Consider the following 12,358-nt stretch of genomic DNA (forward strand, 5'->3'; position numbering starts at 1 on the left):
CCGCTTCTCTACGGAAAAGGTTTTCTTTTCTTGTGAAAATTAAGCTTGAGGAACTGTCCCTGTGGTTTGACGTACAACCAGCTCGGGTTCAATCAGCATTTTGCTATAACTTTTTGCTTCCCCATGGCCACGTAATACTTCAAGTAATTTAGCTGCCGCCCGATACCCCATATCCCGCTCAAACTGCTTAACATGGGTAAATATACTGAATTCCTCCACGATTGAGGTAGGATCATCGAAGCTTACAATCGATACATCTTCTGGCACCCGAAGCCCTGCTTGCTTGGCCATTTGATAGATTTGCACACCTAACCTGCCGTTAAGCGAAACATAGGCTGTGACCATTCGATTTTGAATATATCGGTACAAAGGGTGGGCCTCCGCTTCCTTAAGTTCACTTAACGGTTGGAAATCCGTAATCATATGAGCAGGATTGATTAACGCGCCTTTGCCTTTTAAAGCCTCAATATAACCTTCGATCCGCTCTTGAACCGTGACTGTCTGAAGGGGAGAATCCGAGCAAATAGCGATATCCCGGTGCCCTAGCTCCCACAGATGCTCTACAGCTAGCCTCGTGCCCCGTCTGCCATCTGCCGCAATATAATGGGTCTCGACCCCTGGCAAATAACGATCCATCAGGACAAAAGGAAAACCCGAGAGCTTCATGCCAAGGATCTCCTCGTTGTAGTTCTCTTCATCAACAGGAAAGATTAACAGACCTTCTGCTCCGAGCGCCTTCATTTCCTTGATGACATCCTTCTCTTTATCTACCTTGCCATGCGTAAACATGATCATGCTGCGATACCCTTCCTCCCGCAAGGCTTGCTCAATTCCCTCAACGAGCCGGATGGCAAAATAATCATGGATGGAGGGCACAATGATGCCAATCATTCCTGTAGACAGTGTCCCCTCTCTACCTTTCATTGTGGTCGCTTGCGTTAAGGTCACAGAAGCACTATCCGCTTCTTCAGCTACAAAACTGCCTTTCCCCGGCACACGCGCAATTAACTTTTCATTTGCTAATCCGGTCAAGGCATTGGCAACCGTAATTTTACTGACCTGAAACTGATCCATCAGTTCCTTCTCTGTTGGTATGCGATCACCGGGTTTCATATTTTCTTGAGTAATGACATGTCTGATATAATCCTGGATTTGTTGATACAGTGGAATTCGATCATTTGTACTCATTTTGATCACATCACCAATTCATTCATAATATTTGAGATATATAATATATCCTTTCACCTGCAAGTGCAATAAACAAGCTGAACTTATCTGCAGTTGCAAAGAATATCTCCTTGATATCATCGCATTTAATATGCCTGTTTTCCAGGAAAAATGGGAAGTTTTGTCGAACCACTTGTAAAATTATATATGAATATATTTAATATGTGTTGTATAGAGATGTGTGGATTGGCTTTTGACCAAAAAAAGGAGGGTGGGTATTACGAAGGCACAACTCTAATTCTTGACTATAACAAGGAGTGAATTCGCCATGGCTCGTAGATTCACGATGCTCTGTTTAGCTCTCATATGTGCTTTTTCATTAACCGCCGGCGCTGCTTCAGCTTCCGAAACGGATGTACAGACAGCCAAACCTGATGGGTCCAAACACCGTGAACTGCCAAGTTTCAAAAAGCCGAAACATTTGGATGCAGCCGACATCTATGATGCGCCAGGTGACATCAAATTATTGCTTGGAACATTACAGGGAATCGTGAACAGAGAACAACCCCGGATCTATCTGATTGAGTCCCAGGAAGAAGGCAAATTAACCTGGCTTAAGGACATCGCAGTGCCTTACACGCTTCATCAGGATTATTGGGAAGTGTTCTCTGCTTATCGCAGTGAAGTCAAAGGCATGATTGTATATGATCCTGAAGTACCTGATACAATCAACGTAGCGACTACGCTCGCAGGACTGAAGAATGCTGTGGTTGCCAGTCCCGAGTTGGCAGTCAAGTTGTCCAAAGCCCCTTACAAATTGAAGATTCTGGATGACCTGCGGGGTAAGTTCAAAAGTCGGATCGATGCCTATACCTGGCAATATGAGAATCTGTGGAAGAAAACGAGTCATCAGATGTTAATTGGACTTGATCCCGATACAGCAATTCGCATCCCATCCGGCATGCCTGAATCCTTTGTTACGATTGCGGAGGAAAAACAACAGATTCGGGATGCAGGCAACCGCGATACGTACTCCCTGGATCTTTCTTCGCACTTGGGAAAATCTTCAGTATATCTCCGATTTGATGATGCCTTTACTCAAGATGGCTGGGGACCGGCTGTGCATGAGATTACGGTCAAGGCGGATGGAAAAGAGATTGCAAACTTCATTGCAGGAACTCCGGAAGAAGAACAATTCCTCTATGACAGACAGAATTCCAAGGTCGCTGAAGGTCAAGGCGGTCACCGTTTCGCCGATAATGGCAATTATTTTGTTTATGAATTCACTCCTCCTTCAGGTACTCAGAACCTGACGGCTGAAGTGGACATGTGGAACCAATATAAAGTATCCGCGGGTAATGTCCGCCCTCTCTCCGCTGAGCAACGGGAGCCTTATGCATATTTAAGGGATTATGCAGTCGCCAATAAAGCGATGGTATTTTGGCTGGATTCCAATGTACCTGAGCAAAAAGCACTCTTCGAGAAGATCATGTCTGATGTAAATCCCGGAACTCCCTACCTTGGCTGGTTTAGCAATGATGTCGAAGGTGAGTTCAGCTCCGTTGAGATCGCATCTCGATATGGTGTCTATGTTCTCGCTGCCGATTGGTTCAGCAACCTGACTGTTTTCTCGGGAACTAAACCGAAACTCACTCCGGTGAAAAAATCTCCACGACCTGCCTTGGAGAACAAAATCTATGTAACATATACCTTTACGGAGGGTGATAATTTCCAGTATAACCAGCATCGCATGCGTGTGATGTGGGATGATCCGGCCAGAGGTAAGGTTCCGATTAACTGGACTTCAAGCCCGCTTCTCTACGAAGGTGCACCAGCAATATTAAATTATTATGTGAACACAGCAACCCCGAATGATCTGTTGATCGCAGGGCCGTCCGGTGCAGGATACTTCTATCCAGAGGCATGGCCCGACTCAAGCTTCCGGCAATTTTTGCAGCAAACCGAAAAATATATGAAAAAGACCGGCATGACCATTCCTTATGTGTTGAACCGTGTTGACAGTGAAAATGTACCTCTCACGCCATTTAAAGCCAAGGCTTATGCACAGGATTATCATGCACCCGGCTTATTCATCAGCTATGAAGACAACTATGGTGTGGAAATAATTAACGATAGCCTGCCCGTATCCACGATTCGTGGAATAAGTACGGTGCAGGACGGATTACAAGTGCTGAATGAAGCGAAAGCGAATTGGGATGGCAAATCGCCATTGTTTGTTTCTCTTGGCTTGCTTGCATGGAGTACGACTCCATCCGATGCACTGGCGATCACCGAAGAACTTGGAACAGAATTCAAGGTTGTCCGTGCTGATGACTATTTCTCCTTAATCCGAGAAAGTTACCACTTACCCCCTAGCAAATAATAACCTTACTTACAATGAATTTTGCAGACGCGAAAAAAGCATCGTACCCCTGATTTATTGGGTACGATGCTTTTTTCGGATGAACCCTCACCGCTGATTTATCGTTACAGCGACACCGGAACATAACAGCTCCACATGAACTTTCTCTTGGAAAGAGTCATGCAGGCGCTCACCTCTAAGAATCACTATCCTATTAACCTATCATCCACTCGCCTGCCTACTTCTTCACTGGTTTATCCGCTTTGCCTGCTTCCAGCTTAGCCGCTCCTTCCAGCAGAAACACGCCGCTGAACTGAGCGGTAAGATCGAGTGGATTCTGGGCTGCTTTGCCCCAAGCCTGACCGAATAATCCTGTATTGCGGCTGCCTTTCAGTAAGGCATCTGCATTGCGATAGATTGCCTTTTTCAAGCTATTGTTATGTCCGGCTTCATACAACTCGACCATGTAGCGGATCAGTATACCTTTAAACAACGCACCGTCCCCGTCGCCATCCTCTTTGAATATGCCCGTTTTCTCATCCGTTAAGGTCCTCAGAGAACCTGCTGCCGTTTTCTCAGCATCTTTCAAATACGTCTTCTTCCCTGTTATCCGGTAGAGTTCAACACCCGCTCCGATAAACGTGCCTTGATTGTACGTGAAGATCCATGCTTCATTCACATCCAGTGTGCCATCCTCCTTCAGCACCAAACCATCCGCTACCAGGCCCGTTTGTGGATTTACCAGATATTGTTTCTCCCAATCATATATTTTTTGGGCCCATTCCAGATCCCGCACATCGCCAAAACGTTCATACAGCCTTGCAGCCAAGATGGCGGCAGGCCCACTGGAGCACGCATTTCGGTTATATCGCTGATCCTTTTTCCAAGCCATACCACCAAGCTCATCTTCCCACCAGGCGGTCTTGATATCATCCCATAACTCCAATACGTATCCCTTCATCTCTTCGTTGCCTGTTGCATCATACAGACGAAGTCCAGCGAGCGCGAGCCATTCCATATCATCGTAAAATTCATTGTGAAGTGAGCCGTTGCGTGCAATGATACTACGAACGAGTTTTTCCGCACGTTCAGTGTACGCTTTGTCTCCTGTACGTTCGTACCCGTCCACCAATGCATCGACTGCATGAGCCTTCCACCAGTAATTCAAGGCCTGTTCACCTTCTGGTGTTGATGGATAAGCATTATTCATCATTTTTGATGTATCATTCCAGTAGTATTCCTGCAGCTTCTCTTGCGACCATTGCGCCTGATCGGCATAGCGATTCTTGCCACCGCTTGTTGCCCCCATGGTTGTGACCAAAATAATACTGAGTACCAGCGTGAGGCTTACCATTTTCCTTTTGCTCATCAGATCCCTTCCCTTCTCCAATTGACGATAACTAACAGTTCACTCGTAAGGAAGTGTCAATGCCTTGCTCCAGCCCTGTTCGCACCTTTCCCTGACGGTGTTTCTTCACCTCCTTCCACATTTCTCAGGCAGAACTGCAGATGATGCTGACAACCAGAACTATTCTTTTACGGCCCCAAGTACGATTCCGTGGATTAGATAACGTTGCAGAAAAGGATAAATCAGCAGAATGGGAATCATGGATACCAGAATTTTGGCAGAATTCAACGTTGTATTGGAGATTTTATTGAACTGCTGCAGCTGTTCGACTGAAAGATTCTGCATCTGATCTCGTGTGAGGCTGAGCCGCTGCAGATAGGTCTGGAGCGGGATTTTGGAGCTGTCGTTAATCAGAATGATCCCGTCAAAGAAATTGTTCCAGTGCCCGACAATGACAAACAGCATGATCGTTGCCAGACTCGGCATGGAAATGGGAATGAAGATTTTGAGCAGAATTTCAAGTGGACTGGCACCGTCAATGAATGCGGCCTCTTCCAGTTCCTTTGGAATTCCCTTGAAGAAGTTCATGAGGAGAATTACATTAAAGACAGGAACTGCCCCCGGCAAAACTAACGCCCAAATGCTGTTGATCAAACCCAAGTTGCTGATGACCATATACCAGGGTACGATTCCGCCGCTGAACAGCATTGTAAACACAATAATCCACATATATGTGTTTCTCGATCTGAATTGTGTGACGCTTCGTGACAACGGATAAGCCATGAGAATGGTCAAGAACATATTGATTGCTCCACCAAGCACCACCCGCTCGACCGAGATCAGAAAAGCCTTCCAAAACTTCGTATCATTCAGAATCTGGCCATACGATGAGAAATTCAGCTCCACTGGAAAAAAATAGACCCGCCCTGCATTAACAGCCGTACTGCTGCTGACAGATACCATAATGGTATTGACAATCGGCGCCAAGGACATGAACGTAATAAGAATTAACGCAAACATAATCAACAGGCGGGATAGCCTGGAGCCGAGCGATTTGGATTGAATCATGCTAACCCTCCTAGAAAATTCTGTACCCCGCATACCTCGAAGCCAGTCTGTAGGAAATCACGATCAGAACAAAGCTGATTACCGATTTCATCAGTCCAATTGCTGTTGCAAATGAATATTGCATGTTGATCAGACCCATACGGTACACAAAAGTATCGATAATATCGCCCGTTTCATATACCAGCGGATTATACAGGTTAAACACCTGATCAAACCCCGCATTCAGTACATTACCAAGACTCAGCGTACCCAGCAGGATAATCGTCGGGAACATACCCGGCAGCGTAATGTTCAGCGTCTGTTTCCAGCGACTTGCGCCGTCCATTGCCGCAGATTCGTACAATGCAGGATTAATTGCCGTTAATGCAGCCAGATAGACTATCGTCCCGTAGCCAAATTCCTTCCACGTATCCGTCACAATGAGCAGCGGTCTGAACCAGTCATTGCTCGCCAGGAACATAATTCGCTCCAAGCCGAGAAACTCAAGGAAGTTGTTCACCATGCCATCGAAGGAAAAGATCATGGTCAGCATCGTGCCCAGAACCACCCAGGACATAAAATGCGGCAAATAGACGATGGTTTGTATCGTGCTCTTGAATACTTTCAGACGCACCTCGTTTAACAGCAGAGCGAATATGATGGGTACAATCAACCCTAGAGCAATCTTTCCAACTGCGATGACCAATGTGTTAATGAAAATCTGCTTCGCGTCCGGCAGTTGAAACATATACGTGAAATTGGATAGCCCTGCCCATTTGGACCCGAATATTCCTTTGGCAGGAATGAACTTTTGGAATGCCATCACAATCCCGAACATCGGTACAATTGAGAAAATGAACAGCATGATCATGCCAGGCAGCAGCATAAAATGATAGGTCATTTCATCAAAAGTTTTACGTTTCTTTTTCCTCCCGTAACGCATTTCCCGCTCTTGATTAACGGTTGTTTCCATTTGGGCCATTGTCCTTTCCACCTCCATCATGTGCCTAATTGGACAGGCTTTATCGGCGAAAGCCTGTGCGAAAGTCCGCAATCAGGCTTCCGCACCTAAGCTCACGCAATTGTCATCTATTGCTCATCTCGTTAACTTCCTCTGTAATCTCATCGCCACCCGTACGTTTCCAAGTGTCGACAAATTTATCGAATTCATCTACAGGCGCTTCACCCATAATGATCTTGAGCATGGTTTCCTCTTCTAGCTTCTGCAGATTCGCCCACTTCAGCTTCATCGTCTCAGTTGTCCCATAAAAGCCTGCGGGGATCTCTTCCAGGTTTGGATTGTTCGCCTCACGCTGCCCTTCGATCCGGGAGAGGTATTCACCGTAGGTGTTTGCATCAATCGCATTTCCTTTCTCTTTGAATTCCTGATAGGCCTTGAAAGAAACCACTCGATCTTCCTGAACAGCAGAAGCATCACCGGCCTCATCTGCTTTGATCAGATCATCGTAATAACGCTTGAGTACATCATCATAGTCCACTTGCATCGGAATCTGGGTAGGGTCATTGTTCCAGCGGCTTGCATCGGTCAGCAACTCGTCAGGATGCTCTTTCTTGTAATTGATGGCGTCTTCCGTTAAGGAGTACAGAAAATCTGTCGTTAAATTGACTGATTTCATGATCGCTTCCGGATGCGCAAAGTCCTTCTTCACAACGACGATGCCGCCGCCCACCGGATCTTGCCGGATCGTCTTGAACTTGCCACTCTCATCGACTGGTGCGGATACGGCAACCCAGACTGCTTCAGGATCTTGCTTAATGGAATCCTTGTAGTTGGTGTAGCCGATCCACCATGGATTAAATACCATTCCGGCCTGTCCGTTGATAACTAGGGCTTCCTTCTCTTCGTTCGACCGGACAGCAAACTGTTTATCAATCAAACCTTCTTTATACATGGCGCTCAGTTCTGTCAGCGCTTGCTTTACTTCAGGCTGAACAGATCCATATTCAACCTGACCGTCCTTCTGTATCCAGTTCATCGGGAAGGCACCATGTGCAGCAAAGACCGGCGTAAAATTCATGGCATTGGAATCCATGACCATGCCTACCGTTTTGCCTGTTCCCGAGACATCCTTCTCAACAAACGCTCTCGCGAGATTCCATACATCCTCGACAGATTCCGGCAGCTTCGCGCCTACTTTGTCCACCCAGTCCTTCCGGACCCACAGCAATTGGTGCTGATTTCCGATATTCGTCATAGGCAGACCCATGATTTTACCGTCCACCTTTACCTGATTCAGCAGCAAATCTCCGTAGGAACCGTAAATATTTTTAACGCCTTCGGAAGCCGTCTTCTCATAAACCTCCGTCATATCTGCAATCAGATCGTTATCCACCAGTTGATTAAATATTTCGCGGCTGACAAGCATTACATCCGGCAGGTCACCTGTCGTCATCGAGAGTGACAGCTTCTGATCCATATCATCGGTTTCCCAAGCTACCTTGGCCTTGACGTTCACCCGGTCTTCTACATAACGGGTAGCCAGATTGTTCTCAATGGTATCACCAGCAGGCAGGTTGTTCACATGATTGGTATTTCGGCCAATCGTAAATTCCACGGGTGTCTCATATTTACCGTATGGTTCATAGTCCTGTTGTGAAATTTCCGGCTGTGCGCTCTCGTTATTTCCTGCGTTACATCCACTGATTACAACCATCAGCATGCTTCCGATCAACAGCGTAGCCATCTTGCTTCGCTTCTTCATCCTGTCATCCCCTTTATCTGATTTGCTATTGATAACAAAATTGTATGCGTTTTCATAATTGGCGTATATGCCACATTTTTCGGATATGTAACACTTTTTTTATGACCTCCGATTTACTTTATTTTTCTTTATTAAAAGTTTATAACAGAAAAAATAAGCGGTTGCCGCAGCAACCGCTTCAGTACTAACGCTATTTTTTTACTATAATTACACATAATCATGTGTCAGGAAGGACGATTGACACTTCCGTTCCGCTGCCTGGTTCACTATGAATAACAAGCCCGTAATCCCGACCATAATACAGCTTAATTCGGTCATTAACGTTTCGGACACCACATCCGCCGTTCTCTCCTGTTAACAACCCTGCTGTCTGCACAGGTGTCATGCCCACCCCGTTATCACGAACAGTTAATATAATCCCCTCTTCTGCCCGACTAACCGCAATATGAATGTGATAATGGATCGCATCTGCCTCCACAAAACCATGCTTGATGGCATTCTCTACAATGGGCTGCAAAATAAAATGGATCACCTCTGCATGTAATACCTCGTCATTAATATAGTAATCCACATCAAATCGACCTTCGTTCATGATGAGCTGCAAATCCAGGTATGCCTTAATATGCTGCACCTCAGACTCAATGGTAGCCATAAGCTTCCCCTGGTTAAGTGTTGTTCTATAGAAACGAGCTAATGCAGATACCATATAACTCGTCTCAATATCTGCCTTTTTTTCGGCCCGCCATCGGATAAAGGAGAGTGTATTGTACAGGAAATGAGGATTGATCTGACTGATTAACTTATTATACTCACTTTCCTTCTTGGCAATTTCGGCGTGATATACCTGGGAGATCAGGCTGTTAATCCTTGTCAGCATTTTACCAATACCGTTAGTCAGCTCACCAAATTCATCCCTGGATGAACTTCGGATAATCACATCCAGATTGTTCCGCTCCACCTTGTCCACCTTGTTCTTGATATGGATAATTCGTTGCGTAAAGTTATTAGAAATAACATAAATGAGCAAGAAGGTAATAATCAGGCTGAGAAAGATGACAAACAGCGTAATTTGAAAAATACTCATTGCATTGGCGTACGCATTGGTATTCAGCAGATTATAGTGAATGGTCCAGCCATTGTTGGCGAGTGAGCGGCTAAGACTCAGATCGCCAGACTCCTCAACTTTCGAACTTGCGGCCACAGCAGCATACTCGTGGTTTTCCTGAAAGATCACATGCTGCTTCGCATCCTCAATATAAACGGCTACATGTTCTGACAGATTGTCCAGGTCGGCAAAGATGCTATCATGCTGAATGGAGATCACCATAAAATTGCTGTCTTTCGGATTGCTGATCAATTCCTGAACGAGATAAAGCTTCTCCCCATCCACAATCCAGCGCCTGCCTCGAAATCCGTCATACCAAGACTTGCTCTTGAGATCCCCAATTGGCAAAATATTATTGCGGATTCCCAATAACTCCCCGGACGTATAAAAGGTAATGTCTTCAATATCATCATCCATCAGCCGGATGTTGGAGATTAACGGCTCCAGGATATCCCGGAAATCCAGGTACATATTATAATAATTTTCTTCGTAGTCTTTCGTAAATATTTGCGATAAGTCCCGATTCAGCACCATGAACTCACTTAACGTGTTGTACCGATTAATCTTATAATCCATAATGTTAGACACCTGTTCCAGACTCGCTTCTGCTTCGCTCCGCAACTCCTTCATTTGAATTCGGTATGACTGAATGAAGGAGAGCAACCCCAGCAGAAGAATCGGAATGAGTGCAATCACCAAATGCGACAGCAGCAGCTTGTTTCGGAACCTGATATCATTGAATTTGCTCTTGATCCATCCGATCATGAAGCACCCCGCACTCTCTGAACTGTAACGGACTGACGCCGAACCTGTTTCTGAACAGCTTGGCAAAATAAGAATGATTGTCGATGCCAACGGCCCCTGCGATATCATTGATTTTCATATTCGAATGAGCAAGCAGATGGCTTGCACGCCGCAAACGGTAATCGGTTAAATATTTCGAGAAATTCTCTCCGGTCTCTTTTTTAAACAAAATGCTCAAATACCCTGGCGACAAATACACATCATGGGCTGCCTCGGACAATGATATATCTCTCTGATGGTTATCCTTCACATAATCTTTCACTTGTCGAATGACCTTCGATTCCACTGATTCCGGTTCGGGACCTCCGCCATAAGCACGGATCTGCGTAATATCTTCCATCACCTGTAAAAACTCTTCCCTGATCAGTGGCTTGAGCAAATAATTCACTACTCCCAGCCGAATCGCACTGCGGGCATATTCAAATTCATCATAACCGCTGCAGATGACTATTTTTATGTTCTGCTGCGTTTTCCTGGCTTGTTTGCTAAGCTCCAGTCCGTCCATAAGCGGCATTTTGACATCGGTGATGAGGATATCAATAGCGTTCTGAACCAGAATTCTCTCTGCGCTCATCCCGTTCTCAGCTTCCAATACTTGAAAGGGAAAGCCGTAGTAAGAGATCAAATCCTTAATGCCTTCTCTTTGAACGCTCTCATCGTCAACAACAAGAACATTAAACATCATGACATCTCCTTTGCAAGTGAAAGTGAAGGAAACGATAAGTTGGAATATCTTTTTTCCATGGCATGCCAGTCATATCGTAGTATATCATAGATTTTTGGAAAGGCTTTCAAAATGATATTACGCCACTTTTCAGGCGTTGATGTCCTTGATTTAAGTTCCCGACACGATAGACACCTTATGTTAAACAACAAAAAAGTCGCCAAGAAGGCGACCAGTTCTGTACATGTGCTATCCTTTAACCGCACCCAAGGCAACACTGCCTATGATTTGTCTGGAGAATATCGCAAAAACGATGATAATTGGCAGGATCGAGATCGCAACACCCAAATACAACAATCCATAATCCATTCCATAATATCCTTGTACCAGTGCAACGAGTACAGGAAGCGGATATTTATCCAGGGAGAAAAACAGGACCAGCGGCGTGAGGAAATTATTCCAAGAACCGATAAAGGTGAATATGCCAAGGGCCGAGATAGCCGGGCCCAGAATGGGCAGGACAATCTGATTGAACGTACGGAACTCCCCTGCGCTATCTACACGTGCAGATTCAATAATCTCGTCCGGAATGCTGCTCTCCATAAATTGTTTGATAAAAAATACATTAAATGCATTCGCCGCTGCCGGCAAAATGATCGCTGCATAGCTGTCCAGCAAACCTAACGTACTAAACAGACGATACATCCCGATCAGTGCGAGCTGCCCAGGTACCATCATGGTGGCAAGCAGGAACAGAAATAGCCAGTTGCGACCTTTGAATTTGAATTTGGCGAAGCCATATGCCGTCAGGGAACCGATATACAAGGATAGCACCGTAGACGTTCCGGCAATGAAAAAGCTGTTGGCAAACCCGCGCCAGATATTGATTTTGGAAGCCATGTTCGTATAATTATCCAACAGGAAGGGTCCAGGAAGAAACGTAAATGTCGATGCAATCGTTGCATTGTTATGTGTGGAATAGATGAGCATGAGATAAAATGGGATGATACAGATTACGGCAAGACTAATCAGGCACAAATATATAATGACTTTGCCCAGGGTCAGACGCCTTACAGTATCGTATTGCTGTAGAGTGACTTTTTGTTGTTCGACTGGTTTGACGGTTTGCATTACATTT

9 protein-coding genes are annotated in these 12,358 nt (G+C 45.4%); 1 reads left to right on the top strand and 8 read right to left on the bottom strand.

The window, feature by feature from the left end:
* Positions 1-39: 39 nt before the first annotated feature.
* Complete coding sequence (locus DC345_RS21415) at positions 40-1,188, bottom strand: GntR family transcriptional regulator (RefSeq protein ID WP_113054823.1); 1,149 nt, start codon at positions 1,186-1,188, stop codon at positions 40-42.
* A gap of 307 nt (positions 1,189-1,495) precedes the next feature.
* On the opposite strand from DC345_RS21415, the gene DC345_RS21420 reads away from it, so the two are divergent.
* The gene (locus DC345_RS21420) at positions 1,496-3,550 is read left to right on the top strand and encodes a GxGYxYP domain-containing protein (RefSeq protein WP_113054824.1); all 2,055 of its coding nucleotides are present in this window, start codon (positions 1,496-1,498) and stop codon (positions 3,548-3,550) included.
* A gap of 217 nt (positions 3,551-3,767) precedes the next feature.
* On the opposite strand, the gene DC345_RS21425 is transcribed toward DC345_RS21420, so the two are convergent.
* The 7 genes from DC345_RS21425 to DC345_RS21455 form a co-directional block, all read right to left on the bottom strand.
* Complete coding sequence (locus DC345_RS21425; RefSeq protein ID WP_113054825.1) at positions 3,768-4,898, bottom strand: glycoside hydrolase family 76 protein; 1,131 nt, start codon at positions 4,896-4,898, stop codon at positions 3,768-3,770.
* A gap of 159 nt (positions 4,899-5,057) precedes the next feature.
* The gene (locus DC345_RS21430; protein WP_113054826.1) at positions 5,058-5,945 is read right to left on the bottom strand and encodes a carbohydrate ABC transporter permease; all 888 of its coding nucleotides are present in this window, start codon (positions 5,943-5,945) and stop codon (positions 5,058-5,060) included.
* Positions 5,946-5,955: 10 nt separating this feature from the next.
* Entirely contained in the window at positions 5,956-6,867 is a 912-nt protein-coding gene (locus DC345_RS21435; protein WP_113054994.1) for an ABC transporter permease, read from the bottom strand.
* 142 nt (positions 6,868-7,009) lie between these two features.
* Positions 7,010-8,647 carry an extracellular solute-binding protein gene (locus DC345_RS21440; RefSeq protein ID WP_113054827.1) on the bottom strand — a complete coding sequence of 546 codons (1,638 nt, stop codon included), beginning with the start codon at positions 8,645-8,647 and terminating at the stop codon, positions 7,010-7,012.
* Positions 8,648-8,864: 217 nt separating this feature from the next.
* Positions 8,865-10,517 carry a sensor histidine kinase gene (locus DC345_RS21445; protein ID WP_113054828.1) on the bottom strand — a complete coding sequence of 551 codons (1,653 nt, stop codon included), beginning with the start codon at positions 10,515-10,517 and terminating at the stop codon, positions 8,865-8,867.
* Complete coding sequence (locus tag DC345_RS21450; protein WP_258530748.1) at positions 10,486-11,238, bottom strand: response regulator transcription factor; 753 nt, start codon at positions 11,236-11,238, stop codon at positions 10,486-10,488. The genes DC345_RS21445 and DC345_RS21450 overlap by 32 nt, the downstream gene beginning before the upstream one ends.
* 231 nt (positions 11,239-11,469) lie before the next feature.
* Positions 11,470-12,351 carry a carbohydrate ABC transporter permease gene (locus tag DC345_RS21455; RefSeq protein ID WP_113054830.1) on the bottom strand — a complete coding sequence of 294 codons (882 nt, stop codon included), beginning with the start codon at positions 12,349-12,351 and terminating at the stop codon, positions 11,470-11,472.
* Positions 12,352-12,358: the final 7 nt, after the last annotated feature.

Source organism: Paenibacillus taichungensis (genome assembly GCF_003287275.1).
In the GTDB taxonomy this organism is placed as follows: Bacteria; Bacillota; Bacilli; order Paenibacillales; family Paenibacillaceae; genus Paenibacillus; species Paenibacillus taichungensis_A.

Bases quoted from the DNA above. Each gene is read 5' to 3' on its own strand.
- DC345_RS21435 (WP_113054994.1), bottom strand. From the start codon at position 6,867: ATGCGTTACGGGAGGAAAAAGAAACGTAAAACTTTTGATGAAATGACC.
- DC345_RS21425 (WP_113054825.1), bottom strand. From the start codon at position 4,898: ATGAGCAAAAGGAAAATGGTAAGCCTCACGCTGGTACTCAGTATTATT.
- DC345_RS21440 (WP_113054827.1), bottom strand. From the start codon at position 8,647: ATGAAGAAGCGAAGCAAGATGGCTACGCTGTTGATCGGAAGCATGCTG.
- DC345_RS21420 (WP_113054824.1), top strand. From the start codon at position 1,496: ATGGCTCGTAGATTCACGATGCTCTGTTTAGCTCTCATATGTGCTTTT.
- DC345_RS21445 (WP_113054828.1), bottom strand. From the start codon at position 10,517: ATGATCGGATGGATCAAGAGCAAATTCAATGATATCAGGTTCCGAAAC.
- DC345_RS21415 (WP_113054823.1), bottom strand. From the start codon at position 1,188: ATGAGTACAAATGATCGAATTCCACTGTATCAACAAATCCAGGATTAT.
- DC345_RS21455 (WP_113054830.1), bottom strand. From the start codon at position 12,351: ATGCAAACCGTCAAACCAGTCGAACAACAAAAAGTCACTCTACAGCAA.
- DC345_RS21450 (WP_258530748.1), bottom strand. From the start codon at position 11,238: ATGTTTAATGTTCTTGTTGTTGACGATGAGAGCGTTCAAAGAGAAGGC.
- DC345_RS21430 (WP_113054826.1), bottom strand. From the start codon at position 5,945: ATGATTCAATCCAAATCGCTCGGCTCCAGGCTATCCCGCCTGTTGATT.